The sequence below is a fragment of the Exiguobacterium sp. SH0S2 genome (assembly GCF_004337185.1).
Classification (GTDB): Bacteria; Bacillota; Bacilli; order Exiguobacteriales; family Exiguobacteriaceae; genus Exiguobacterium; species Exiguobacterium aurantiacum_A.
Genome location: NZ_SJVB01000002.1, coordinates 626,460 through 651,640, shown reverse-complemented (window position 1 = coordinate 651,640; position 25,181 = coordinate 626,460). Strand labels below are relative to the sequence as shown.

Below are 25,181 nucleotides of genomic sequence, written 5' to 3'. Positions count from 1 at the left end.
GTATCCATTTTTTTGTGGAATCGACCACAATCAGAACGTCGGAATTACCCGCCTCGGAATCGGGTAAGTTGATAATGTAAGGGTAGAAACACACCCGAATCACTAGGAGGAAGCGAGATGATATCGATGACGGATCAATTGACCGCACGGGATACAACGCTGAAACATCCGATTCACGTGTATTCAGAAATTGGTGAACTAAGGACTGTACTATTGAAGCGTCCAGGACGCGAACTTGAAAATTTGACGCCGGAGTATTTGGAACGACTCTTGTTCGACGACATTCCACATTTGCCGGTCATTCAAAAAGAGCACGACTACTTTGCGAGCGTGCTACAAAACCGGGGCGTCGAGGTGCTCTATTTAGAAAACTTGATGGCAGAGACACTATCGCTGCCTGGCGTACGTGAACGATTCGTCGCCGACATTCTTTCGGAATCAAAATCGAATATTAACGGTTCATACGAGACGCTCAAAGAGTATTTACTCGCTTATGATAACGAACAGTTGATCGAGACGGTCATGGCCGGTATCCGTAAAACCGAGATCAAGCGCGAAAAGCGCCGTCATCTGCACGAGATGATCGAGGACACGTATCCGTTCTTTCTCGACCCGATGCCGAACCTGTACTTCACGCGCGACCCGGCCGCGGCGATTGGGAACGGCTTGTCGATCAATCGCATGAAAGAACCGGCGCGTCGCCGCGAATCACTGTTCACGCAATATATTATGAGATACCATCCACGCTTTGCGAAGCATGATATCCCGATCTGGTCGGATCGTGACTATCGGTTCGCGATGGAAGGCGGGGACGAACTCGTCCTATCAAAAGAAGTCGTCGCCATCGGGATATCGGAACGGACGACCGCCCAAGGAATCGAGCGCGTTGCCCTCAACTTGCTCGCGAACGGGGGCACGTTCAAGAAAGTCATCGCCATCGAGATTCCGAAGTCGCGTGCGTTCATGCACCTTGATACCGTCTTCACGATGGTCGACCACGATAAGTTCACGATCCATCCGTTCATCCAAGGACCGGGCGGCAAGATGAACATCTTCGAGCTGACGTTGAACGCGGAAGGTGAGCTGCACATCACGCAACACACTGATTTGTTGAAAGTGTTGAAATCGGCTCTCGGCCTAGAGGAAATCGTGTTGATCCCATGTGGTGGGGGCGACCCGATCGCTGCGGCGCGCGAGCAATGGAACGATGGGTCGAACACGCTCGCAATCGCCCCAGGTGTCGTCGTTACGTATGACCGGAACTACGTTTCGAACGAGCTGCTCCGTTCAGAAGGGGTCGAAGTCATCGAAATCATGTCGAGTGAGTTATCACGAGGCCGTGGAGGCCCACGTTGTATGAGTTGTCCAATTATCCGTGAAGATATTTAACGAGGAGGAGACACACATGTCCACAACGTTCAACTTTGATTTGAAAGGTCGTCATTTTTTATCGCTTAACGAGTTTTCGCGGGACGAACTGAACTACTTGATCGACTTATCAGCAGCGTTCAAACGTCAAAAGAAACAAGGGATTCCCCACCGGATTTGTGAAGGCAAGAACGTGGCGCTCTTGTTTGAAAAACCGTCGACACGGACGCGCTGTGCGTTCACAGTTGCGGCAATCGACCTCGGCATGCATCCTGAATACCTCGGGAAATCGGATATCCAGTTCGGAAAAAAAGAATCGGTCCGTGATACGGCGATCGTGCTTGGACGCATGTTCGACGGCATCCAATTCCGTGGCTTCGCTCACGAAACGGTGGAAGGTCTTGCACGGGATGGCGGGGTCCCGGTTTGGAACGGTTTGACGGACTTGTATCATCCGACGCAAATTTTGGCCGACTTCTTGACCGTCAAAGAACAAAAAGGTGATTTGGCTGGCATTCGTTTCGTCTACGTTGGAGATGGACGCAACAATATGGGCAACACGCTGTTGATCGGTGGTGCCAAAGTCGGCATGGACATGCGAATCTGTGCGCCGAAATCGCTCTGGCCGTCTGACGAGGTCGTCGATTACGCGCGTTCGGTCGCGGCTGAAACAGGAGCACGCATCACCTTGACGGAGAGCATCGACGAAGCTGTCGCTGATGCGGACGTCATCTATACCGATGTGTGGGTATCGATGGGCGAAGAAGCTGAATATGAAGAACGGATCAAGCTCCTTCATCCGTACCAAGTGAATATGGACATGGTCGAGAAGACCGGAAATAAAGACGTCATGTTTCTGCATTGTCTGCCGGCGTTCCACGATTTAGAGACCGAGGTCGGGCGAGCGATTCATGAACAATATGGACTGAAAGAGATGGAAGTGACCGACGAGGTGTTCCGCAGCCGCCATTCATACGTGTTCGATCAGGCGGAAAATCGGATGCACACGATCAAAGCCGTCATGGCGGCGACACTCACCGATACGTTTGAATGGCTCGAACGCTGACGAACGAGGAGGCATGTCCTCCTCATTCGTACTAAACGGAAGGGATGAGTTATATGTCTACCAAATTAGATCATGACTCAAGTGGTTCGGCTGGTGCAAGTCCTGGCAAAAAAGATCAACGGTTAGGTCTTGGTGCACTGACAGCCCTCGTCGTCGGTTCGATGATTGGAGGGGGCGCCTTCAACTTGGCGGCCGATTTGGCCCAAGGCGCGAACGCCGGAGCTATTTTGATCGGGTGGGTCATCACCGGTATCGGGATTATCACGCTCGGTCTCAGTTTTCAGAACTTGACGATGCGTCGCCCTGATCTAGACGGCGGGGTATACAGTTACGCTCGCGCCGGATTTGGCCAGTTCGTCGGCTTCAACTCGGCGTGGGGCTATTGGTTATCCGCTTGGCTCGGTAACGTTGCCTACGCCACACTATTGTTCAGTTCGGTCGGTTACTTCTTCCCGATCTTTGAAGGTGGTCAAAACATCGCCTCGATTATCGGCGCCTCCATCATGTTGTGGCTCGTACACTCGTTGATTTTACGAGGCATCCACGAAGCATCGATGATCAACATCATCACGACAATCGCGAAACTCGTTCCGATTTTTGCCTTTATCACCATCACCTTGTTCTTCTTCAATATCGATAACTTCACGTTCGACTTTTGGGGCCAAGGCGGCTTCTCGTGGGGCAGTGTGAGAGACCAAGTCGTGTCGACGATGCTCGTCACGCTTTGGGTATTCATCGGTGTCGAAGGGGCGGTCGTCTTGTCGGGCCGGGCCCGTAAGCGCTCGGACGTCGGGAAAGCGACCGTCATCGGCTTACTCGGTACGCTCGTCATTTACTTGCTCATCTCGATCATGTCACTCGGATTGCTGAACCCTGAGAGCGTGGCGAACGCTTCGCAACCGGCGATGGCGTACTTGCTCGAATCGGCTGTCGGACCGTGGGGCGCGATGCTGATCAACGGGGGCCTCGTCATCTCGGTACTCGGTGCTTGGCTTGGATGGACGTTGCTTGCGGCGGAAATCCCATTTGTCGCCGGTAAAGACGGTGTCTTCCCGAAATGGTTCACGAAAGAGAATAAAAATAACGCACCGGCCAATGCACTCTGGCTCACAAACGGGTTGATTCAGTTGTTCCTCTTCACCTTCCTGTTCTCAGACGCTGCTTATAACTTTGCGTTCTCACTCGCTTCGAGCGCCATCTTGATCCCGTATGCGTTCTCGGCGTTCTACCAAGTCAAAGTCGCCAAAAACGGGATTGGCTATGATGCCGGGGAACGTCGGACGCGTGACCTTATTATCGGTGCGGTCGCCTCGATTTACGGGATCTGGTTGATCTACGCGGCCGGTATCGACTATTTACTGCTCACGACACTTCTGTATGCACCAGGGACGCTGCTCTATATTAAAGCGCAGCGTGAGAACGGAATTAAGACGTTGACGAAAACCGAATGGATCGTGGCTGGTATCTTGACCGGACTCGCGATCTTGGCAGTCGTACGGATTGTATCAGGCAACATCTCAGTCATATGATCGGGGGAATCGAGCATGCGTAACAAACGAGTAGTCATCGCCTTAGGCGGGAATGCGATTCAACAAGGAAAAGATGCGACGGCGGGCGCTCAAATTCGGGCCGTCGAGGCGACGGCCCAGTCGTTGGTCGCCCTTATCGAAGAAGGCGTCGACGTCATCATCACGCACGGGAACGGCCCTCAAGTTGGAAACTTGATTTTGCAACAGGCGGCCGCGGACAGTGCGGCGACGCCGGCGATGCCGCTCGACGTCTGTGGGGCGATGACGCAAGGGATGATTGGGTATTGGTTCGAGAACGCCCTCACGAAGGCGCTTCGGTCGCGCGGCCTCGAACGTTCCGTCGCCCCGATCGTGACGCGGTGTGTCGTCGATCCGAACGACAGTGCCTTCAGTCACCCGACGAAGCCGATCGGTCCCTTCTATTCAGAAGCGGAAGCGTCGGTGCTCGAACGGTCGACAGGTCATGTGTTCAAAGAAGATGCGGGCCGCGGTTATCGCCGCGTCGTACCAAGTCCGTACCCGACAGCGATTTGTGAGCATACGGTCATCCGTGACCTCGTCGACAACGGCCACATCGTCGTCGCGTCCGGCGGTGGCGGGATTCCCGTCATCGACACGCCAGACGGATACGTCGGGGTCGAGGCGGTCATCGATAAAGACTTTGCCGCCGCGAAGCTCGCGGAACTCGTCGAAGCGGACATGTTGCTCATCTTGACGGCCGTCGAGCACGTCTACGTCAATTTCGGGACGACCGAGGAAGCCGCGTTAACCGAAACGACAAACGAGCAACTCGAGACGTATATCGCCGAAGGTCAGTTCGCACCGGGCAGCATGTTACCGAAAGTTCGGGCCGCCTTGCAGTTTGCCGAGTCGGGAACGGGACGCGTATCCGTCATCACGTCGCTCGAGCAGGCGCACGCTGCTGTCCGAGGAGACGTTGGGACGAGAGTCCGGCTCGCTGCGACGCTCCAACAATGATCAACGCCGTAGACATCTCGTCTACGGTTTTTTTTGTGCATAACGCGGACTGGCCGTTTTTGAACCGCGAACAAGGGGAAGGGTTGTTGTATGTCAAACCTGACATTGCTATCATCATCTGTGTAAACGGTTGCAATAATATGGGGGAAGGATGTGACGAAGAGCGGCAACGCTCGAACTTATGCGTCTATTTGAACAGGAGAACGTATACACAAAGCAAATGAAGCCACTTGCAGATGAACGTGCCGTCGTCCAAGGGAGCTGCTATCGCTTCACGGTATTGACGAGCCAGTTGATCCGGATGGAGTACGCCGAGGACGGTGTGTTCGAAGATCGACCGACCCAAGTCGTTTGGAACCGGGACTATGACGTCCCTGACTTCCGGATCATCGAGGACGAGAGTGAACTGCAAATCATCACCGATCACGTTCATCTGTATTATACGAAAGGACCGTTCGCGCCGAACACGCTCTACGTCGACGTGAAAGGGAACTTTAGTACGTACTATAGCCGCTACACGTTCAACGGCCCGGAACGGACGCTGAAAGGGACGGCCCGAACGCTCGATCATGTCGATGGAGCGACCGAGCTCGGGGAGGGGATCGTCTCCAAGCAAGGCTATGCCGTCATCGACGACTCGGACTCGTTTCTCATGACAGACGACCGCTTCGTTGAGCCGAGACGAAAAGGCATCCATGATTTGTACTACTTCGGCTACGGGCACGAATACAAGCAAGCGCTTCACGATTTTTATAAGCTGACAGGTCCGACACCTATGTTGCCGCGAAAAGCACTCGGCAACTGGTGGAGCCGCTACTGGCGCTATGACGAGACCGAATACAAAGGCCTCATGCGTCGGTTCAAAGAGGAAGACATCCCGTTCTCGGTCAGCGTCATCGATATGGACTGGCACGTCACCGACGTCCCTGAAGAGTACGGGAGCGGCTGGACCGGCTACTCATGGAACAAGAATCTGTTCCCGGACCCAAAAGGCTTCTTGACGTGGTTGAAAGAAGAGAACCTGCTCGTCACGCTGAACTTGCACCCAGCCGACGGGGTCCGGGCGTTCGAAGACCAATACGTGGCGATGGCCGAAGCGATGGGGCTCGACCCGTCGAACGGGGATCGCATCCCATTCGATTTCTCTGATAAACGCTTCATCCAAGCGTATTTTGAACAGATGCATCATCCGCACGAGGTAAACGGCGTCGATTTTTGGTGGATCGACTGGCAGCAAGGGTCGACATCGAAAATGGAAGGGCTCGACCCGATGTGGATGTTAAACCATTATCATGCGGCCGATATTTCCCGGGACGGAAATCGTCCGCTGATCTTCTCGCGTTATGCCGGACCGGGAAGCCATCGCTATCCTGTCGGTTTCTCGGGAGATACGCTCATCTCTTGGGCATCGCTTGCGTTTCAGCCTTACTTCACGGCGACGGCGTCGAATATCGGTTACGGTTGGTGGAGCCACGACATCGGCGGGCATTACCGAGGGTCGAAAGACGATGAGCTCGCCGCGCGCTGGGTCGCGTTCGGGGTGTTCAGCCCGATTATGCGCTTGCATTCGACGTTCAGTATCTTTAACGGCAAAGAGCCGTGGCGCTTCGGTCTCGAGTCCGAAAGGTCGATGAAGTCGTTTTTACGACTCCGCCACCAACTCATCCCGTATTTGTACACGATGAACCGGCGTAATCATCAGGATGCGCTCCCGCTCATCCTCCCGATGTATTACGATCATCCCGACGAAGAAGCGGCGTATGGCGTGCCGAATGAATACTACTTCGGCAGTGAACTCGTCGTATCACCGATCGTCGAGCCGATGAACAAGCGGCTTCACGTCGCGGCGACGAACGTCTGGTTGCCGACAGGCGATTGGTTCGACTTCTTTACGGGTCATCGCTACGAAGGTGATAAGTCGATCCGAGTGTTCCGTGGGCTTGACGAACAGGCCGTGTTCGCGAAAGCTGGAGCGATCGTCCCGCTGGCCGCTCATCGCTCTGGACGCAACGACACCGACAACCCGACCGATCTCGAAGTCGTCGTCTTCCCAGGGGCATCGAACACGTTCACGCTGTATGAGGATAACGGGACCGACCGGGCTTATGAGACCGGAGCTTACGCCGAGACGACGTTCACCCTCGACTGGGACGAGCGCAGCCTGCACGTTCATGTTACGGGTGACACGTCCGTCTTACCGTCAGACCGGACCGTCACATTACTCGTACGCGGGGTGACCGGTTCGGGTGAGTATAAACCGGAGACGCAGACGTTACGACTCGAACTCGGTAAAATTGATGAGGAAGTGACGGTGTCGCTCCCTGTCGAGGTGACGAACAACGGTCATCGACTGGAGCGCCTGTATCGCTTCATTGACCGCGCCGAGATATCTTACGATTTGAAAGACCGCCTCTACCGGATGGCGGCGTCGAAGACGAGACTCGAAGCGTGGCTGTTTGATCTCCATGCGCTCGAACTCGAACGCGATTTGCAAGATGCGATCATGGAATTGATGCTCGACTGAGGAGAGGGGGCAACCCCTCTTTTGTCTTGTCAGAAAACTGTCGGAATTTGAAAGCGTTTTCACAAGATGGGTCTCGTATACTAAAAGAAAGATGAACAGTTCGGGAAGCGAGGGATTGATCATGAGACAGCAATGGACAGTCGACGATTTAAGACAACTCGATATCTTCAATAAATGCACGAGCCGCGAGCTAGAGAGCTTGCTACCGCACGTATACTGTCGGACGTACCGCAAAGGGCAGCTTTTATTCATGGAAGGCGACCCGCGTGAGCGCGTTTACTTTCTAATCAGTGGGTATGTGAAGCTCGAGCGGTGCAATGAAACGGCGACCCATCAATACACCGACTACTTGAAGCCGAAGCAGCTGTTTCCGTACCGGGGACTGTTGACGGAAACGTATTACCAACATTCGGCGGAAGCGCTGACCGATATTGAAGTCATTTATATGCCGACGGATCGCTTTGAAGCGCTTGTCTCAAGAAATGCGACGATGCTCTTGCATATCGTCGGTCAGATGAATCGAATCCTTGACCTTCACGAACGCCGTGTTCAGGAAATCATCACGCCGAGCGCGAGCGACCGGGTGATCAATACGATCCATTACTTGATTGAAGACCTCGGAGAAAAAGAAGCCGACGGTGTGCGCGTACGTTGTCCGTTCACGACAGTTGAAATCTCGAGACTGTCGGGGACATCGCGCGAGACCGTGTCCCACATCTTGTCGCGACTGCGAAAAGAAGACATTCTCCAGTTCGACGCCCGTCAACTCGTGACGTTGCACCCTGAGTATTTCGAACAAGCGACACACTGACGCCACGCTGCATTCGTGGCGTTTTTTTTGCACGTCTCGATAAGCGAAGCGTTCGCTATGGACACTTACATCAGTTATAATTAGTGAGAATCATCACAAAGAAAAATTGTCATGCACGTTTAGAAAGGATGAACGCAGTGAAACGACTGCAAGCTCTCGCTTTGGCCGAGAAAGGACATATCGTCGGGCTCGTCATCGCCGCGGTGATGATCGGGTTGTCCATCTTGGCTCAGGCTTATTTGATCGTCGACGTCGTCGACCGAGTATTTTTAAAAAACGAATCGTTCCAAAGTGTCATCCCGTCTCTAGGTTGGCTCGTGCTCGCGTTGCTCGCACGTGCCTTGTTCGGGTATGTCTCGGGACGTATCGGTGCCAACTTGTCGGAACGGGCGAAGCGGACGCTTCGACGTCAACTGCTCGACCGCTACACATCGAATCCAATCGAGACGTCTCTATCCGGACAGTCCGGGAAGAAAGTCAGTGTCTATATGGATGCGGTCGATGAGGTCGATGCTTACTTTAGCCAGTACTGGCCCCAAGTCATCCAGACATCGATCATCCCGCTGCTCATTCTCGTCGTCGTCTTCAGTCAGCACTGGATCTCAGGTGTCATCATGATGGTGACCGCGCCGTTCATTCCAATCTTTTTCATCATCATCGGTATCGCGACCCAGAAGAAGTCTGAAGAGCAGATGGAGAAAATGAACCAGTTCTCGGGGAAATTTTTAGACGTCCTTCAAGGATTGACGACACTCAAGCTATACGGACGTGCCGAGCAAGAAGCGCAAGCAATCGAGAAGAGCAGTCTCGACTTCCGGGACGCGACGATGGTCGTCTTAAAGACCGCTTTCTTGTCAGGGCTCATGCTCGAGTTCATCTCGATGCTCAGCACCGGCGTCGTCGCTTTAGAAGTGGCGCTCCAGATGGTCGTTTGGCAAAACTTGACGTTTTTCGCCGGCTTCTTGATTCTCGTCTTGGCCCCGGAATACTATTTAGCGATCAAAGACCTCGGCAGCGCCTTCCATACGGGGCGTGGCAGCATGGGTGCGGCCGATCGCATCTTCGAGGCGCTCGACGCCCCGGACGATCGTATCGAATGGGGAGACAGACCGCTAACAAACCGGACGCCCGAACTCGTGCTCGATGCGGTCTCGTTCCAATATGAAGGGGGTCGCTTCACGCTCCACCCGCTGAGCGGGGTCATCCCGGCACGGTCACACGTCGCCTTGGTCGGCGCGAGCGGATCAGGCAAGACGACCGTGTTGAACGTGCTGTCCGGTCTTGTGAAACCGGACAGCGGCCGCGTCCTCGTCGACGGGGAGCCGCTCGAATCGTTCACCGATACGTCTTGGTACGGGACAATCGGGTATATTTCGCAAAACCCGTATTTGTTCGCCGGGAGTCTCGCCGCTAATATCGCCCTCGGTGAGACGGCGGACGAGACTGACATCATGCGGGCGGCTGAAGCCGCCGGCCTCGTCGAGGTCATCGCCAATTTGCCGGACGGGTTGAATACCGAGCTCGGAGAAGGCGGTTACGGATTGTCCGGTGGTGAGCGGCAACGCCTCGCTCTGGCTCGTGCCTTCTTGAAGCGTCCAGGTATCATCTTGTTCGATGAACCGACGACCGGTCTCGATTTGGTGACCGAGAGAATCGTTCGGCGCTCGATCGAGGAGTTGTCGCGTGACGCGACGCTTGTCACGGTCGCGCACCGTCTCCATACGATCAAGCAAGCGGACGCGATTTGGTTCATGGACGAGGGGAACCTCGTCGCGAACGGCACACATGAACAGTTACTCGCTGTCCCGGCCTACGCCGACTTGTTCACGTTACAGAAAGGGGTGAGAGGATGAACTCACTTTGGACGATCACAAAATGGATGATGAAAGAGAAAAAGGATATCATCCTCTCGATCTTCTTCGGTTATACGGCAGGCCTCGCGGCTGTCGCCTTGTTCGCGGCGAGTGGATATCTCGTGTCGCGGGCCGGCCTTGTGCCGCCCCTCTATGCGCTCATGGTACCGGTCGTCCTGATCAAGCTGTTCGGCGTCATTCGGGCGGGGAGCCGCTACCGCGAACGCTTGGCGTCACACCGGGCGACGTTCACGATTTTAAGCGAACTGCGCGTCCGGTTTTATCGCCAGCTCGAACCGCTCGTGCCGAACATCTTCGCCAAATACCGGAGCGGGGACTTGCTCGCCCGTGTCGTCGGAGACGTCGAAAGCCTTCAAAACTACTTTTTGCGGGTGTTTTATCCGCCAATCATCTTAGTGCTCGTCTTCTTGAGCACGATCTTCTTCGTCACGTTCTTCTCGATGACGGTCAGCCTTTGGCTCGTGTTCGGGGTGTTCGTGACCGGCTTTTTGATTCCGATCTTGTTTGCCGGCATCCGAGCGAAGCATGACCAGGAAATTAGGGCCTTGCGCGGCGACTTGTCGAGCGGGGTGACCGAGATGATGTACGGGTACCGCGATTTATTGTTGCACGACCAGCTCGGCCAGACCCGTGACGACTTGCTCGCTCGAAGCGATCGTTACGCCGCCGCACAGCGCCAAGACGTGACGAACCAGTTCTTCAACTCGTCGCTCGTCGTCGCCGCGTCACTGCTCGTGTCGTGGGGCGTGCTCGCGATCGGTGCCTACCTCGTCGTCGATGGCGAACTGGACGGCCTGTTCTTGGCCATGCTCGTCATGATGTCATTGACCGCGTTTGAGAACGTGACACCGATGGCGGTCTTCCCGGGTCACTACGCCGATAGTAAACAAGCGGCAAACCGCTTGCTCGAGGTCGTCGAACCAAGTGATCACCTCGTGGCGGCAGAAGCGGCCCGTGACGACATAGCGCTTCAGACGGCACCTGACATTTCGTTTGAACGCGTAAGTTACCGCTATCCGGATACGTTCCGTGCCGTCCTAGACACAGTTGATGTGACGTTACCTCGCGGATCGAAGACCGTGATCGTCGGTCCGAGCGGGTCTGGTAAGTCGACGCTCCTGCAACTGTTGCTCGCGTTTGTAAGGCCAGAGACAGGCGAAGTACGAATCGAGGGTCAGCGCTTGAATGAGGTCACACAAACATCGGTCTGGTCTCAAGCGAGTGTCGTCATGCAAGAGAACCACTTCTTTTTCGGTACCGTCCGAGACAACTTGGCCCTTGCCGGAGACTTCTCCGATGACGAGATGGAGCTGGCGCTGCGAAGCGTCCGCCTCGGTTTCGCGCTCGATGAGCCAATGCTCGAGAAAGGGGCGAACTTGTCCGGAGGGGAACGGCAACGGCTCGCCATCGCCCGGGCGTTGTTGAAGAACGGGTTGCTCTGGATTTTAGATGAAGCGACGTCGGCGTTAGACGCGCGGACCGAATCCGATGTGTTCGCTGAAATCTTCCGGAAGGCGGACGAGGCGACACTCGTCATGGTCAGCCATCGTCTGACCGGGCTCGAACGGTTCGACCAAATCATCGTCATGGAAGCAGGTCGCATCATCGAGTCAGGGTCATACGACGACTTGATGCGCGCCCGCGGCATGTTTTATGAGTTGAAACAAATTGAACAAGATGTGTTCGCCTGAACGAAAAAAACGAGCGGCTCCGTCGGAGAGCCGCTCGTTTTTATATGGCAAATCTGGGTGCAACAAATGGGGGTTGTCGCAATGCTTTCAAAAAGAGTGTCGTGGAGGGGAATCCACGGGCCGTAACAAGTTTGGGGAACGGTTACGTCCAGCTGTGGCAGCTACAACTCGAGTATAAGTGATAACGATTCTCATTGTCAATTAGAAAAATAAAAATAAACCGCAGACGGGATGTCTGCGGTCGAGGTCATACGAGTCGAGTCAGTTTGACGGGACGCCTTTACTGAGTGTAAAGCGGATCAAGCTGAACAAATAACGGATGTAGAACAAGGCGAACGCGTAAAATACAGCGACTGCCGGTGCGTTCAATTCGACACCCGGGATGTTCATGAGAAACTCCAAGATGAGAATCGACAGCAAGAAGACGTAGAGTCCAGCATCGAGATAGAGCGGCATCAGCTTGCCGCGTTGATGCCAAAACGTCCGGACGAGCGGGGCGACGATCATCCCGATGATGCGCTCGGCGAAGCCGATGCTAAGCACGGCGATCATAAAGGCGGCTACCGTCTCGAACGTCACAAGTTTTGAGAAGGCAAACATGGACATAAGCAGGAGCGGCCCGATGAAAATCATCATCGAAAGGGACGTGCGTAAAAAGATGAGTAGGTTCTGTTTGATTGTGTCGACTCCCCCAAAGAGCGACTGTCGGAACGTCTTGCCACGTTGATAGTCGAGGACGAACGATCCCACGAACATCAATCCGAATAGCGATAACAATATTGTCATGAAATGTGTTTCCCCTTTTTCTAGTCAAATCTATGATTAATTATGTTTATTCTAACCAAAGTCTAGCCTAGTGTACCGATTCGCTAGTTGAAAGTAAAGCGGGAAAACTGTCAAAGTTAGTAAAGTTTTGAGAACGTTATCGGCTTCATCAAGCCAAAATGAAACGGTTTCGTCCAGATTCTTTTGCGTGGTATAACGCTTCGTCGGCATGCTTCAAAACGCTATCGACTTCGATATCGTTCGAATGGCAGGCTCCGAGCGAGACCGTGATGTGAAGCGTGCCTGCACTCGTCTCGAATGGGAACGTCGAGACTTTTTCTCGTATAGATTCGGCGAGACGGGTCACTTCGTCCTTTTTGGCGTTCGGCATGACGATCAGAAATTCTTCACCACCGAAGCGACCGACGAGATGTCGGTCGTCACTTTCGGTGACGAGCAACATGCCGAGCTCGCGTAGTACGTCGTCCCCGACATCATGACCGTACGTGTCGTTGACGCGTTTGAAGTGATCGATATCGACGAGGATGAGGGCGTACGCTTCCGCCTCGACGGTCAAGTTGGCCATCGCCTCATTCAACAGACGGCGGTTGGCGATGCCGGTCAAAGCGTCGGTACGGGCGAGTTGCTGCTGATGCTGAACGTTCTCAAAGTGGCGTCTCAGCTCTTGGAGCAAGCGATAAGCGGCACAAGCCCCGGCGTAGATCATAACGATATAGACGAATAAAATGGGATAGAACAGCTCGAGCGGGAGGGCATAGTAGAGCGCCGAACCGAACGCGGCGACGCTGATCGTCGTGAAGACAAGGAGCGTGTTACGGGTGTTGTCGAGCTTGAGCCGCAACAGACTTGTCGGCAGGACGAGTGCGACCATCGTCGCGATAGCTAAGTAAAATCCGACGTATTCGCCATCCGTTATCATGAAAAAACGACCGATGAGAAACAACATACCGGCGACGACACCGCTCATCCATCCGCCGAACAAGACGGCGAGCATAATCGGGATGGAACGAAGGTCGATCAATATTTTTTCGAGATGAAGCGCGTTCGCGAGCAAAATCAAGGCGATGAGACCGCTCTGGATACCGAGCAGGATACGCAACTTTAAAGGTGACTGCGGCGTAATTCGAGGCCGGTTACGAAACGGCAAGAATGAGATGGTGAACAGGGTGAACAGAATACAAAGGTTGATGAAAAAAGAGTTGATGATGGTGAGCATACACGTGTCCCCTTGTGCGAGATAGAAATCATTAATTCAAGTATGACAACTGTGAATCGCGATGAATCGTCAAACTGTTACCATTCACGCCATTCCTCCGTGACGTCTTCATCGGTTTCATACCCGGCGATGGCTGCACCGGCTCGGATGAAGTCGTACAGCTCTTCACGCTCGAGCGTCTCGATAAAATGGTCGTGCTCTTCGTCGAGGCCGTTCAAACGCAGGACGACATCGCGGACTGCCGATAGGATCGAGGATTCTGTGCCGTCGGAATGTACCAACGCGCTCGTATAACGCCGGAGCGCGGCGTCGACAGCGAGGATCGCCGACAGCGTATAGACGTCGTCGCCTTCGTTCAGCCGGTCTTCCCACAACAAAGTCGGGCGGTTCGCCCACAACTGGTCAAAATCCATGGATGGGTCCTCCTTCTGGCCGTGATTGTATCTTCCTCTCTATAATAGCAAAAAAGTTTGGTATGATAGATGAAAAGGGGGACTGTCCGTGCGTTATTGGGATCATTTTAAACGAGCGTTCATTCCGATCGCGCTCATCTTAATCGGTTTAGCCATCTTTTACACATTATCGGCAAGAAACAACCTGGTGTTGACCATACTCGGGGCAGCGATCGTCGGTGTGATTTTATTTTTAGTGATGCGCCATATGAACCGGGTCGAAGACTGAAGACGAGAACACGTTTGGGGTTCTCGTTTTTTGTTGTCGGCGTGCTTTTTTGGGTACACTACATAGTAAGGAGGGATTCATTATGGCAAAAGCTACATTTGCGGGAGGCTGTTTTTGGTGCATGGTCAAACCGTTTCATAAATACGAAGGTGTCGAACGAGTCGTGTCCGGTTACACAGGCGGACACGTCGACAATCCGACATACCAACAAGTCTGTTCGGAGACGACGGGTCATCTAGAGGCGATCGAGGTGACGTTCGACCCGGAGGTCATCTCATACGATGAGCTGCTTCGGATTTACTGGCGACAAATCGATCCGACAGACGGGGGCGGACAGTTCAACGACCGCGGCGAATCGTATCGACCGGCCATCTTCTATCATTCGGAAGAACAACGGGACGCGGCCGAACGCTCGAAGCAAGAAGTCGAGAATTCGGGACGGTTCGAACGTCCGATCGAAGTCGAGATCCGTCCGGCCAAGACGTTTTGGGAAGCCGAGGACTATCATCAAGACTACTATAAGAAAAATCCGTTCCGCTACGAGATGTACCGGGTCGGCTCGGGTCGCGCCAAGTTTGTGAAAGAGGCGTGGAGCGATAAGAAACAAAAACAGGAACTGAAAGACCGTCTGACACCGATGCAGTTCAAAGTCACGCAAGAGAACGGGACCGAACCGCCGTTTCAAAACGAGTATTGGGATGAGGAACGGGAAGGGCTGTACGTCGATGTGATCGATGGTACGCCGCTCTTCACGTCCCGTGACAAATTCCAGTCGAACTGTGGCTGGCCAAGCTTCGCGCGACCGATCGAAGAGAAGCGGCTCGATGTGAACATGGACACGACGCACCACATGGTCCGGACGGAAGTGCGTTCGAAGCATGCCGACAGTCACCTCGGTCATCTATTTGACGATGGTCCGAAAGAACTCGGCGGCTTACGCTACTGTATCAATTCGGCTTCGCTCCGATTCATCCCGAAAGAAGAGCTCGAGTCTGCGGGATACGGGGAATACAAACATCTATTCGACGCATGAAGGGGAGACAGCCATGTTCACATCCGTCAAACAACAAATTCGCCGTGATACGATCGCGACGGTTCTAGATTATTACGATCATTCGATCCGGAACCTGACCGAAACGGCGCGGCGTGAAAAGTACGACAAGATGAGTACGAGCCCGTTCTCGTTCTTTCGCGGAAGCTCGCATTTGTTCTATTACGATTTTGCGAAAGTACCGCTTGCTTTCGACACGAGCGAGGCCTATCCGACGTTCATTCAAGGGGATCTTCACTTTGAAAACTTTGGGGTGTTCGGAGACGGGGTTGGGACGATCCTTTATGATGTGAACGACTTTGATGAGGCGTACCTCGGTTCGTATTTGTTCGATGTGCTCAGAATGGCCATTTCTGTCGACTTGTTCGCCGCCGAATCGGGCTTCGATTCCAACGAAGCGATTGAAGTATACGCCGAGACGTATGCGCTCGCCATCAGACGGTACGCGAAAGGGAAAGACGAAGACGTGCAGTTCACGAAAGCGAATACGTCTAAAGCCATCAAAAAAGTGATCAAGAAGGCAGAGAAGAAGCAAGACGCGTTCATGTCGGAACGGACCGAAGTCCGGGACGAAGAACGTTACTTCGCGACGAGCGATGACTTAATACCGGTCAGCGAGAAGACGGCGACGAAAATCAAACAGGCTTGGCCTGAGTATTTGAACTCGTTGTCGGGAGAGCATCGCCATCACGCCGATCATTACGACATCAAAGACATCGCCATTAAACGCGAGAGCGGGACGGCCTCGATCGGGCTCGAACGTTACTATATCTTGATCGAAGGGGCCGACGAGGAACATGACGAGGACGTCATCTTAGAGATGAAGCAAGCGCAATCGGCCGTCCCGTCCTTGTTTTTGCCGACCCATCCGTTGTTCGAGGACGGCCTGTCCCATGAAGGTGCGCGGGTCATCGCTGCCCAACGTGCCATGGTGCATAGCCAAGACCCGTATCTCGGTTACTTCACGATCGACGGCAACGAGTATTATGTGCGGCAACGTTCGCCCTACAAACGGAAAGTGAAAGCGAAGCACATCAAGAACGAATCGTCGCTGATCGAAACGTTAAAAGTCCAAGCCGAGATCACGGCGAAAATCCATGCCCGGGCCGATGCGGACGCGAACGTTCTCGAGTATGAGGCGAGCGAACAGATTGCGGAAGCCATCGGGGACGCGCTGCCGTTGTTCGTGCGTCAAATCTCACGCTGGGCTCGTTTTTATGCCAATCAAGTCCGTTTCGATTTCGAGGCGTTCACATCATGGGTCGAGACACGGTCTGAATCCGACTGAGCCGAGCAAGACACTTGCGGCGAGGGACAGGTTTGCTTCAAAATGAGAGGGAAAAGGATGTGTTCGACCTATGATCACTGAGCAACAAGTCATCGCGCAAATGAAACACGTGATGAGTCAAATCGAACAGTCGAGTGGAGAGACGCAAAAGCGCCATCTGGCCAAGTTGATGGGTTACTGTGAGCTCATGTTGGCGGAGACGACACCCGCCGCACCGGTCGCACAGGCACCTGTCGTCTCGGCGGAGCCGAAGCAACCGTTAGACCGGCAAATGGCCGCATTCCTCGGCATCCCTCTAGAGGATGAAGACGAACCTAAAACCGATTCGCTGCTCGATTTCTAAGCTGTGCCCTCGTGGCATGGCTTTTTTTATGAGGCGTCCACATTGACTTATATACCATAGGGGGTATAATGGGGATACTAAAACTTTTAAACAACGGAGGCGTGCCCATGCTTGATTTTTTGTTTGTCGCAGTGGTGATCGGATTGATTTATTTTTGGTGGACGAAGCGAAACAGCACGAAAACAGTATCGACGGACGAGTTGAAGCGAAAGATTGCGGAAGAGCGCAACATTCAACTGCTCGATGTGCGGGAGCCGCACGAATATAAAGGCGGGCACATTAAACAAGCGAAAAACGTACCGCTCTCAGGGTTCGGTAACGCGGCAGCACAATACCCAAAAGATAAAGAACGTCCCGTTTACGTCATCTGTCAAAGCGGGATGCGGAGCCAACGGGCAGCGGCGATGCTGAAGAGTGCGGGCTATACAGACGTCTACTCGGTCAAAGGCGGCATGAGCTTCTGGCGCGGCTGAGCAACAACCGGTTGAACGATTTCGTTCAGCCGTTTTTTTGTGGGCTGATGTTTCTACTTTTGATTTGGAAGCGAGTCTGCTACGGTAGGAGAATAGGAAAGAGAGAGGGGGTACCGACATGGCAGTCATTTTATTCGATATCGATGGGACGCTCGTTGACACGACCGTTCCGATGACGAAAGCGATTCACGAGGCGCTCGAACAGCTTCCGCATCTTGAAAAGCCGAGCGAGGACGCGGTCCGGTCTGGCTACGGTTTGGCTGGGGACGCCTTTTGGGAGCACGTCATCCCGGAGGCGACGCGTGAAGAGATCCGTCTCATCCGCAAACTTCGTCACGAGACGCTCGAGCAGGCGATGGCGGGGCAAAACGTCTTGTTTGACGGCATCTACGACATGCTTGAGACGCTTCGCGCGAACGGGCATACGTTGACGACGGCAAGCAACTGTGGCGTTCACTATATGAATTTGATTCTCGATACGCAAGGCATCCGTCAGTTCATGACGGCACCTGAATGTCTCGAATCGGTTGGTGGCGAGAAGAAGGCCGATATTTTGACGGCGCACCGCCTGCGCCACGGAGATGCACATTATGTCATGGTCGGTGACCGCAAGTCGGACGTCGAAGCGGGCCGGGCCCATGATTTCCCGGTCGTCTTGACCGGATTCGGCTTCGGGAACGAGGACGAGTGGGCGCTCGCCGATTATGTGATCGCGACGCCAAACGATTTGGTGACGTGGCTCGACAACTGAAAAAACGCCTGTTGAAAAAATTCAACAGGCGTTTTTTTTATAGTCCAAGCGAAATATATTTCACTTCTAAAAACTCTTCGATGCCGTGATGACCGCCTTCACGGCCGAGACCGCTCTGTTTCCATCCGCCGAACGGCGCTTGCGGGGTCGAAGGCAGGCCATCGTTGACGCCGACAATCCCGTATTCGAGCGATTCAGCCAAGTAAAGGGCCTCGTTAATATCTTGTGTGAAGATATAAGACGCGAGGCCGAACGGCGTGGCGTTCGCCCGCTCGATGACTTCGTCGAGCGTGTTGAACGAAGCGATCGGGGCGACGGGCCCGAACGTCTCCTCGTTCATGCAGAGCATATCTTCGTTCGCATAGCGGACGACGGCCGGGCGGACGAACAAGCCGTCAAGCTGTTCGCCGCCCGTGATCTCACCCCCACGGATTTGGGCGTCCTCGAGGTGCTTCATCACTTTCTCGACCGCAGCCTCGTCGATGAGCGGACCGATGTCGATGCCGTCGTCGAGCCCGTTCCCGACCTTGAGCGCTTGCACGGCCTCGATGAACCGCTCCGAGAATTCGTCGACGATCGAACTCTCGACGTAAATCCGATTGGCGCAGACGCATGTCTGTCCACCGTTACGGAACTTGGTCGCGATCGCTTGCGGGACGGCCTTGTCGAGGTCCGCTTTCGCCGTGACGATGAGCGGGGCATGGCCACCGAGCTCGAGCGAGATCTTCTTCATCGTGTCGGCGGCACCGCGCATGAGCGTCTTGCCGACTTCGGTCGACCCGGTGAACGTCAGCTTGCGCACACGTGAATCGTGCTGCCAAACGTTGACGATACGAGCGGCACTGCCGGTCACGAGATTGATGACACCTTTCGGGAAACCGGCCTTCTCGGCCAATTTGACGAGTTCAATCGCTGTGAGCGGTGTCGCCGAGGCCGGTTTCAAGACGACGGTGCAACCGGCTGCTAGAGCCGGTGCCAATTTGCGGGTGATCATCGCTGCCGGGAAGTTCCATGGCGTGATGGCAGCGATGACGCCGACCGGTTGTTTGATCGCGAAAATACGTTTCTCGTTTGAAGAAGCAGGGATCGTCTCACCATAGACGCGTCGTCCTTCCGCGGCATACCACTCGATGAATCCGTTGGCGTAACGGATTTCGCCGATCGCTTCTTTCAGCGGTTTGCCTTGTTCTTCGACCATCGTTCGCGCGAGCGCTTCCGTCTCTTCATCGATCAAGCGATGCCATTCGAGCAGTAGGGCGCCCCGGTCTTCGGCTGTCCGCTGCTGCCAGTCTTTTAAAGCGGCCTGGGCCGCGTCGACAGCGAGGCCAGCCTCGGTCTCGTCACTCTTTGTCACGGTTGCTATTACGTTACCGGTCGCCGGATTTCGGACCTCGATCGTCTCATTCGTCTCGATCCAGTCACCGTTAATGAAGTTGTTCTCAGCTCGCATCTTGATTTCCCCTTTCATTTAAGTCACATTGTAAAAGTACCCGATTTCAAAAAACATACACAATTTTACAAAAGGGAGAGGTAAACATGTGGATTGTCGTCGTAGGCTATCTCGTTGGTAGCATGCTCGGCGGGCGATTATACGGGATGGTGAGTGGTCAAGATTTGGCTTCGAGCGGATCGGGGAATGTGGGAGCCCGGAACGCGTTACGGAGTGGCGGTATTTGGGCGTTTCTTCTCGTCTATGGCTTTGATGTCTTGAAGACAGTACTCGTTCTATCATTGAGTGGTTCCTTTTTTTTTGAGACGGCGCTAGCGCTGACGCTCGGACACATTTATCCGATTTGGCATATCCGAACTGGTGGGAAAGGATACGCTGTGTTTTCTGGAATTATTTTAGCGTATAACCCGATTTGGTTCGTGGGAGGGCTTTTGCTTTTATTACTTCTCATTAAAATAACGCGCAACTCGCGCGAAACAGGGCTCGTCATGTTGTTTCTGCTACCTCTTGCCGCTTGGGGAGATACGACGGATTTCGTATTGGCGGTCATGGCTCTTGCAGTCATCTTGTATCATCACATAAGGGGGACATCACATGGTTGAATTTCGAAAAGCGATGCCGAATGATGAGGAAGCGATTCACCGTTTGAATTATGAGACGTTCGTGGAAGAAATCCCGCAACATCAAGTTAACTTGGAGCGTCGTCTCGTCGATCGTTTCCATAATACGAATACATACTGGATTGGAGAAGCGGACGGGAAACTCGTTGCGATGTGTTCTATTCGTGACGAGCACCCGTTTTCGCTAGAACAGAAAGGAGTTACTCTACCACCGGGCGAGTGGATCGAGGTCCGGCTATTGGCCATAATTCCAGCCTACCGTAACACTCGGACGTTTGCCGGACTCATGCGGGCTATGCTCGCTGAGGCGATTGAACGTAATGTGGAAGGGATTGTGATTAGTGGAACGATCCGCGAACAGAAATTGTATCGACGGTTCGGATTTATCCCTTTCGCAGATCCGGTCGGGCCTGAGGAGGCACTATACATTCCAATGAAGCTGACGCGCGCGGCATTCATGGGGTCTGAGACCGCTCGAACGCTGCGTCCGAAGTTGCTCCTCGCTGGACCTGTCGAACTATCGAACGCGGTGCGCGCAGCTCTTGCCACCCAACCGTTATCACATCGTTCGGCCGAAGCAATTCGTGTACTTCGTTCGGTCGAGACAAAACTGAGTACACGCATCAATCTACCGCACATATACACATTGTCAGGGAGTGGGACAGTCGCAAACGATGCAGTCGCGGCGCAATTGACCGGCCGTGGCTTGATTTTTGATACGGGTGAGTTCGGGCGACGACTTATCGATCATGCCAGACGAGCGCGTCTCGAGTTTGATGTCCTGACACTCGAAACCGGTAAACGTCTCCCGGTGCAACAGATCGAGCGATACAAACCGGACTGGATTTGGACGGTCCATTGCGAGACGTCTACTGGAAAGTTAGTTGATGTGGAAGGATTGCGTCAGTACGTACACCGGCGCAAAACCATACTCGCAATTGATGCGATTAGCACGGTCGGGACGTTTGAGACGGACTATGCTTTCGCAAACATGGTGACGTTTGTATCAGGAAAAGCACTTCGTAATGCGCCTGGGCTAGCCTTTGTCGCGATGCGGGATCGCCCCATCCCGAACTCGTCGATTCCACGTTATCTCGATTTGGCGAGCTATAATCCAATCGCCTTCACACAATCCGTCCCACTCATTCAAGCTATGGATATTGCGTTGGACGAATTGACTGAAAAAGAGGTGAGTACCCATCAATCCAAGATGGATGTTTGCCTGAAGGAACTGCTAGGTCGGGGCGTAGCAATCGAAACTGGGGACGATCAATCGCCTGGTATTTTATCGATTATGTTACCGGAAGATCGGTCCTCGATCGAATTGGGACGACAATTAGCATATTACGGTTATCACATTCAGTACGAAAGTATGTATTTACAACAGTTGAACTGTGTCCAGGTCTCGACGATGGGATGGACGACCGAACGGGACATGCAACAAGTCGCTGCGTATATCGGGAGGTGGCTCCAGAAAAAAACCGTCACTCAAATGAGTGACGGGATCAGACACGAAAATCTTGACGGGCCAAATGGCGAATCTTTCGACCGAGGCGTCTTGAATTAAAGTAGGCGACGACGGCGACGACACCACCCGACCAAAATAGCCATTCGTCAGGTCGGATGTAGCCGAACAGACCGACGAGCAATCCGAGAACAATGACACCCGAGTTGAACGTCTGGCGATGGAGCAATTCTTTCGATTCGAGCTCGCGTTGGAACATCGCCTGCTCAGACAACCGTTTCCGGGTCGGCTCTTTCAAATAGTTCTCGAGCAACGGCGGTACGTTCAACAGTTTCTTGCCGTAGTTGAGCGCCGTCATGACGTAGCGGTTTTGGATTGTCGTCCCGTCTGATTCGAGCCATTGAATCACGATTGGTTTACCGAGCGTGAACAAATCGATTTTCGGGTCGAGAATCTGTAAAATCCCGAGCAACGTCGAGGCGGCACGACCGAAGAAGGCGAACTCGGCCGGCAGTTGAATCGGCTCGTTCTTCACGAGCAGTTGGATATCTTGGAGTACTTTTTCGATCAATTTCGTATCGACCGTATTAATGTCGGTCTCTAAATAGAATGTGACCGCTTTTTCGATCGCTTGGCGGATGTTATGTTTATTCGCTGTCGGCAACAAGAAGCGCAAGTCTTCGAGGGCATCGACGACACCGTCGTAATCGAGCGAGATGAACGCCTGCAAGATCTTCCGTATCGTCGCCATATCTTGCGCGGTCGACGAGCCGACCATGCCGAAGTCGAGCAGGATGATCGTTCCGTCGGCCCGGATCTGGACGTTCCCAGGGTGAGGGTCGGCGTGGAACTGTCCGCCGAATAATAGTTGTTCCGCGGCCATCGTAAATAGTCGTTCGGCGAGAGCGGAGCGGTCGATATTGTTTTCTTTTAAGAACGCAATATCGGTGATGCGACGGGCGTCGACCCAATCCATCGTCAATACCCGATTCGTACATAAATGGTCGTAGTAGCCCGGGATATAAACATCTGGATTTTCAGCATATTTCGCTTTGAAATACAGCGCGTTTTTTAATTCGGTTTGGAAATTTAGTTCATCCCCGATGACAAAAATCATTTGGCGATATAAGCTATCTAAGTCGGTCGATTTGGCGAGCGGTGTCCGTTTGAGCATCGTCGTGACGATTCGCATCGCTTTGAAGTCGGTACGGATGATTTTTTCGATGTCCGGGCGCTGGATTTTGAGCGCGACCCGTTTCCCGTTTTCAAGAAGCGTGGCCCCGTAGACCTCGCCGATCGAGGCGGAGGCGACGGCGTCGATGCCGACGTCTTTCACGACTTGGGTGTACGGTACGCCCCATTCGGCTTCGAGGATGGCACGAGACTTGTCCCAACCTGACGTCGGTACGCGGTCGACGAGCTCTGACAACTCATTAAGGACGGACGGCGGCAGCAAGTCGGCCCGGATCGACAAAAATTGACCGAGCTTGATCAACAGTCCCTCTAGGCGGAGCGCGTTACGTTTATACTCGCGGGCGAGCTGCAACATGAGCGCCTCGTACTCTTCCGGAGAGGCGAGACCCTGCTGCTGTTTGCGAGAGAATGAATAAATCTTAATGATGAATCGGGCGAACATTGTGACGATGATCCATATGCGGAACAAGGCGATTCGTTTCATAAAAATATCGACATCCTTTACAAGCAGTCGCTCGACTGATCTGATTTTTTGTATCTTTACTTTACCATATAATGCTTTCGAGAAAGGGCAAGGGATGTTTATGGAGTGGGAATTATTGAACGTCGTCGGAACGATTGCGTTCGCGGCGAGTGGAGCCATCATCGCGATGGACGAAAAATACGATATTTTTGGAGTTTGGTTGCTCGCCTTCACGACTGCTTTCGGCGGCGGGGCAATCCGCAACGTCTTGCTCGGCAACCCCGTCAGTTTGATTTGGCAACAAAACGATTTATTTATTCTCTGTTTTCTCGTCGCGCTCCTCATCTTCCTGCTCCCGAGCGTCGTCTTGCCGCATTGGGAAAGATGGGGCGTCATCGTCGATGCGATCGGCTTGGTCGCATTCTCTTTCCAAGGGGCGCAAGTGGCCATCAAATTGGATTTGCCGTTGTCAGCAGCGATTGCGGCAGCCGTCCTGACCGGAGTCGGCGGTGGTGTCGTCCGCGACTTGCTCGCGGGGCGCAAGCCGCTCGTCTTGCAGGCGGAAGTGTACGCGATTTGGGCAATCATCATCGCGGTCGTCACGTACTACTTCCGGCTCGAAGGCGGACTTCCGGTGTATGCGTTATTGATTGTCGTCGCGGCGCTTCGAGTGATATCCTACTATCGGAAGTGGAATTTACCAGCACGAAAAGTGAGATAAGGGGGAAACCATATGAAATTATTACTCATTACCGGTGCTGCCTTGATGGCACTCGGTGTCGCGCTCGGCGCGTTCGGGGCCCACGCATTGAAAGAGCGTCTGGCACCGAACATGCTCGCGAACTGGCAGACGGGGGTCTTGTACCACATGATCCATGCGATCGGCATCATTGCGCTCGCTAGTATTTTGACGAAAGTGAGCATCAGTCAATTCAACACAGCCGGTTGGCTCATGTTTGCCGGCATCCTGTTCTTCTCGGGCAGCTTGTATGTCATGGCACTTACAGGTATCACGAAACTTGGTGCGGTCACACCAATCGGTGGTGTTCTTTTCATCGCGGCGTGGGTGTTCGTCATCATCGGTGCGTTCAAACTTTAACGAAATGTCCATCGAGCGTTAACACTTCGTCTGTATGATTAGACGTGTGAGCCCCCTCGATTTCACACCCGCAACGAACATTCGGTCAGTCCTGTCATCTTCGCCTTGAGCGAGAAGTCAGACTGACCTTTTTTACGTTTTTTGGAAATGGATGAGTTTAGAAAAAATGCTGGAATATGCTTTTTTGAAATAAGGTAAATGATTTGCTATTTTCAGCTACTATGACAGAAACGTTTCAAGCCATAAAAAATCGAAAAAACGTTGAAATACAAAGAAGAGGGAATGCCAACGGCTTTCCCTCTTCTTTGTCGTAATCAAAGTGAAATATAACTTTAACAGGAAAACATTCGAGACTTCGATATAATTAGCCGTGTTGAAACTGAAAAATTAATCGTTTTTGTTACATAGCAAAACGACCGACTTAAATAGAGTATGTAAAACTAGACCGTCAAATTAGAAA

General features: G+C 53.3%; 23 protein-coding genes. 18 read left to right on the top strand and 5 right to left on the bottom strand.

Translation table 11 applies throughout. The features are described 5' to 3' along the window. Positions 1 to 159 precede the first annotated feature (159 nt). The 8 genes from arcA to cydC all read left to right on the top strand — a co-directional run bounded on the left by arcA (position 160) and on the right by cydC (position 11,841). Complete coding sequence (gene arcA, locus EVJ21_RS07985; protein WP_131464961.1) at positions 160 to 1,389, top strand: arginine deiminase; 1,230 nt, start codon at positions 160 to 162, stop codon at positions 1,387 to 1,389. A gap of 16 nt (positions 1,390 to 1,405) precedes the next feature. After that, positions 1,406 to 2,434, top strand: a complete 1,029-nt coding sequence (gene argF, locus EVJ21_RS07980; protein ID WP_070329153.1) for an ornithine carbamoyltransferase — start codon at positions 1,406 to 1,408, stop codon at positions 2,432 to 2,434. A 53-nt stretch (positions 2,435 to 2,487) separates the two neighbouring features. Continuing rightward, on the top strand, positions 2,488 to 3,963 hold the full coding sequence (arcD, locus tag EVJ21_RS07975; protein WP_131439395.1) for an arginine-ornithine antiporter: 1,476 nt from the start codon (positions 2,488 to 2,490) through the stop codon (positions 3,961 to 3,963). Between the two features lie 15 nt (positions 3,964 to 3,978). Then, positions 3,979 to 4,941 (top strand): carbamate kinase, encoded by a 963-nt coding sequence (gene arcC, locus EVJ21_RS07970; protein WP_070329152.1) that lies wholly within the window; start codon positions 3,979 to 3,981, stop codon positions 4,939 to 4,941. A 181-nt stretch (positions 4,942 to 5,122) separates the two neighbouring features. Then, complete coding sequence (locus EVJ21_RS07965; RefSeq protein ID WP_131490290.1) at positions 5,123 to 7,465, top strand: glycoside hydrolase family 31 protein; 2,343 nt, start codon at positions 5,123 to 5,125, stop codon at positions 7,463 to 7,465. 121 nt (positions 7,466 to 7,586) lie between these two features. Next, the gene (locus tag EVJ21_RS07960) at positions 7,587 to 8,276 is read left to right on the top strand and encodes a Crp/Fnr family transcriptional regulator (RefSeq protein ID WP_131464751.1); all 690 of its coding nucleotides are present in this window, start codon (positions 7,587 to 7,589) and stop codon (positions 8,274 to 8,276) included. Between the two features lie 128 nt (positions 8,277 to 8,404). Next, on the top strand, positions 8,405 to 10,129 hold the full coding sequence (gene cydD, locus EVJ21_RS07955; RefSeq protein ID WP_131458991.1) for a thiol reductant ABC exporter subunit CydD: 1,725 nt from the start codon (positions 8,405 to 8,407) through the stop codon (positions 10,127 to 10,129). After that, positions 10,126 to 11,841, top strand: coding sequence for a thiol reductant ABC exporter subunit CydC (gene cydC, locus EVJ21_RS07950; protein WP_131490289.1), 1,716 nt, complete (start codon positions 10,126 to 10,128; stop codon positions 11,839 to 11,841). Before cydD ends, cydC begins: the two co-directional genes overlap by 4 nt. Positions 11,842 to 12,102: 261 nt before the next feature. On the opposite strand, the gene EVJ21_RS07945 is transcribed toward cydC, so the two are convergent. The 3 genes from EVJ21_RS07945 to EVJ21_RS07935 all read right to left on the bottom strand — a co-directional run bounded on the left by EVJ21_RS07945 (position 12,103) and on the right by EVJ21_RS07935 (position 14,256). Next, on the bottom strand, positions 12,103 to 12,627 hold the full coding sequence (locus tag EVJ21_RS07945; protein WP_070329148.1) for a hypothetical protein: 525 nt from the start codon (positions 12,625 to 12,627) through the stop codon (positions 12,103 to 12,105). Between the two features lie 148 nt (positions 12,628 to 12,775). Beyond that, positions 12,776 to 13,843 carry a diguanylate cyclase gene (locus EVJ21_RS07940; RefSeq protein WP_131464749.1) on the bottom strand — a complete coding sequence of 356 codons (1,068 nt, stop codon included), beginning with the start codon at positions 13,841 to 13,843 and terminating at the stop codon, positions 12,776 to 12,778. Positions 13,844 to 13,920: 77 nt separating this feature from the next. Then, on the bottom strand, positions 13,921 to 14,256 hold the full coding sequence (locus tag EVJ21_RS07935; RefSeq protein ID WP_131464747.1) for a hypothetical protein: 336 nt from the start codon (positions 14,254 to 14,256) through the stop codon (positions 13,921 to 13,923). A gap of 88 nt (positions 14,257 to 14,344) precedes the next feature. Between EVJ21_RS07935 and EVJ21_RS07930 the strand changes: the two genes are divergently transcribed. From EVJ21_RS07930 to EVJ21_RS07905, 6 genes are all read left to right on the top strand, one after another. Further along, positions 14,345 to 14,524, top strand: a complete 180-nt coding sequence (locus EVJ21_RS07930) for a hypothetical protein (protein WP_016510109.1) — start codon at positions 14,345 to 14,347, stop codon at positions 14,522 to 14,524. Between the two features lie 82 nt (positions 14,525 to 14,606). Beyond that, on the top strand, positions 14,607 to 15,557 hold the full coding sequence (gene msrA, locus EVJ21_RS07925; RefSeq protein ID WP_131464745.1) for a peptide-methionine (S)-S-oxide reductase MsrA: 951 nt from the start codon (positions 14,607 to 14,609) through the stop codon (positions 15,555 to 15,557). 13 nt (positions 15,558 to 15,570) lie between these two features. Further along, positions 15,571 to 16,863 carry a DUF2252 domain-containing protein gene (locus EVJ21_RS07920; protein ID WP_131490288.1) on the top strand — a complete coding sequence of 431 codons (1,293 nt, stop codon included), beginning with the start codon at positions 15,571 to 15,573 and terminating at the stop codon, positions 16,861 to 16,863. 70 nt (positions 16,864 to 16,933) lie between these two features. Continuing rightward, complete coding sequence (locus tag EVJ21_RS07915; protein WP_131439374.1) at positions 16,934 to 17,206, top strand: DUF5327 family protein; 273 nt, start codon at positions 16,934 to 16,936, stop codon at positions 17,204 to 17,206. Positions 17,207 to 17,313: 107 nt separating this feature from the next. Beyond that, positions 17,314 to 17,679, top strand: a complete 366-nt coding sequence (locus EVJ21_RS07910; protein ID WP_070329175.1) for a rhodanese-like domain-containing protein — start codon at positions 17,314 to 17,316, stop codon at positions 17,677 to 17,679. Positions 17,680 to 17,797: 118 nt separating this feature from the next. Continuing rightward, positions 17,798 to 18,430, top strand: a complete 633-nt coding sequence (locus EVJ21_RS07905) for an HAD family hydrolase (protein WP_131464741.1) — start codon at positions 17,798 to 17,800, stop codon at positions 18,428 to 18,430. A 37-nt stretch (positions 18,431 to 18,467) separates the two neighbouring features. Here EVJ21_RS07905 and EVJ21_RS07900 read toward each other — a convergent pair whose 3' ends face one another. Then, positions 18,468 to 19,880, bottom strand: coding sequence for an NAD-dependent succinate-semialdehyde dehydrogenase (locus EVJ21_RS07900; RefSeq protein ID WP_131464738.1), 1,413 nt, complete (start codon positions 19,878 to 19,880; stop codon positions 18,468 to 18,470). Positions 19,881 to 19,966: 86 nt separating this feature from the next. Here EVJ21_RS07900 and EVJ21_RS07895 point away from each other — a divergent pair, with 86 nt between their 5' ends. Then, on the top strand, positions 19,967 to 20,482 hold the full coding sequence (locus EVJ21_RS07895; protein WP_131490287.1) for a glycerol-3-phosphate acyltransferase: 516 nt from the start codon (positions 19,967 to 19,969) through the stop codon (positions 20,480 to 20,482). Further along, complete coding sequence (locus tag EVJ21_RS07890; RefSeq protein ID WP_131490286.1) at positions 20,475 to 22,067, top strand: GNAT family N-acetyltransferase; 1,593 nt, start codon at positions 20,475 to 20,477, stop codon at positions 22,065 to 22,067. Before EVJ21_RS07895 ends, EVJ21_RS07890 begins: the two co-directional genes overlap by 8 nt. Here EVJ21_RS07890 and EVJ21_RS07885 read toward each other — a convergent pair. Beyond that, complete coding sequence (locus EVJ21_RS07885) at positions 22,006 to 23,643, bottom strand: ABC1 kinase family protein (RefSeq protein ID WP_016510103.1); 1,638 nt, start codon at positions 23,641 to 23,643, stop codon at positions 22,006 to 22,008. The two genes, EVJ21_RS07890 and EVJ21_RS07885, sit on opposite strands and share 62 nt — an antisense overlap. A 94-nt stretch (positions 23,644 to 23,737) precedes the next feature. On the opposite strand from EVJ21_RS07885, the gene EVJ21_RS07880 reads away from it, so the two are divergent. Further along, positions 23,738 to 24,343, top strand: a complete 606-nt coding sequence (locus EVJ21_RS07880; protein WP_131490285.1) for a trimeric intracellular cation channel family protein — start codon at positions 23,738 to 23,740, stop codon at positions 24,341 to 24,343. Positions 24,344 to 24,355: 12 nt separating this feature from the next. Next, positions 24,356 to 24,721 carry a DUF423 domain-containing protein gene (locus EVJ21_RS07875; RefSeq protein WP_016510107.1) on the top strand — a complete coding sequence of 122 codons (366 nt, stop codon included), beginning with the start codon at positions 24,356 to 24,358 and terminating at the stop codon, positions 24,719 to 24,721. Positions 24,722 to 25,181 lie beyond the last annotated feature (460 nt).

Bases quoted from the DNA above. Each gene is read 5' to 3' on its own strand.
- argF (WP_070329153.1), top strand. From the start codon at position 1,406: ATGTCCACAACGTTCAACTTTGATTTGAAAGGTCGTCATTTTTTATCG.
- arcD (WP_131439395.1), top strand. From the start codon at position 2,488: ATGTCTACCAAATTAGATCATGACTCAAGTGGTTCGGCTGGTGCAAGT.
- arcC (WP_070329152.1), top strand. From the start codon at position 3,979: ATGCGTAACAAACGAGTAGTCATCGCCTTAGGCGGGAATGCGATTCAA.
- EVJ21_RS07965 (WP_131490290.1), top strand. From the start codon at position 5,123: ATGCGTCTATTTGAACAGGAGAACGTATACACAAAGCAAATGAAGCCA.
- EVJ21_RS07960 (WP_131464751.1), top strand. From the start codon at position 7,587: ATGAGACAGCAATGGACAGTCGACGATTTAAGACAACTCGATATCTTC.
- cydD (WP_131458991.1), top strand. From the start codon at position 8,405: ATGAACGCAGTGAAACGACTGCAAGCTCTCGCTTTGGCCGAGAAAGGA.
- cydC (WP_131490289.1), top strand. From the start codon at position 10,126: ATGAACTCACTTTGGACGATCACAAAATGGATGATGAAAGAGAAAAAG.
- EVJ21_RS07945 (WP_070329148.1), bottom strand. From the start codon at position 12,627: ATGACAATATTGTTATCGCTATTCGGATTGATGTTCGTGGGATCGTTC.
- EVJ21_RS07940 (WP_131464749.1), bottom strand. From the start codon at position 13,843: ATGCTCACCATCATCAACTCTTTTTTCATCAACCTTTGTATTCTGTTC.
- EVJ21_RS07935 (WP_131464747.1), bottom strand. From the start codon at position 14,256: ATGGATTTTGACCAGTTGTGGGCGAACCGCCCGACTTTGTTGTGGGAA.
- msrA (WP_131464745.1), top strand. From the start codon at position 14,607: ATGGCAAAAGCTACATTTGCGGGAGGCTGTTTTTGGTGCATGGTCAAA.
- EVJ21_RS07920 (WP_131490288.1), top strand. From the start codon at position 15,571: ATGTTCACATCCGTCAAACAACAAATTCGCCGTGATACGATCGCGACG.
- EVJ21_RS07915 (WP_131439374.1), top strand. From the start codon at position 16,934: ATGATCACTGAGCAACAAGTCATCGCGCAAATGAAACACGTGATGAGT.
- EVJ21_RS07910 (WP_070329175.1), top strand. From the start codon at position 17,314: ATGCTTGATTTTTTGTTTGTCGCAGTGGTGATCGGATTGATTTATTTT.
- EVJ21_RS07905 (WP_131464741.1), top strand. From the start codon at position 17,798: ATGGCAGTCATTTTATTCGATATCGATGGGACGCTCGTTGACACGACC.
- EVJ21_RS07900 (WP_131464738.1), bottom strand. From the start codon at position 19,880: ATGCGAGCTGAGAACAACTTCATTAACGGTGACTGGATCGAGACGAAT.
- EVJ21_RS07895 (WP_131490287.1), top strand. From the start codon at position 19,967: ATGTGGATTGTCGTCGTAGGCTATCTCGTTGGTAGCATGCTCGGCGGG.
- EVJ21_RS07890 (WP_131490286.1), top strand. From the start codon at position 20,475: ATGGTTGAATTTCGAAAAGCGATGCCGAATGATGAGGAAGCGATTCAC.
- EVJ21_RS07885 (WP_016510103.1), bottom strand. From the start codon at position 23,643: ATGAAACGAATCGCCTTGTTCCGCATATGGATCATCGTCACAATGTTC.
- EVJ21_RS07880 (WP_131490285.1), top strand. From the start codon at position 23,738: ATGTTTATGGAGTGGGAATTATTGAACGTCGTCGGAACGATTGCGTTC.
- EVJ21_RS07875 (WP_016510107.1), top strand. From the start codon at position 24,356: ATGAAATTATTACTCATTACCGGTGCTGCCTTGATGGCACTCGGTGTC.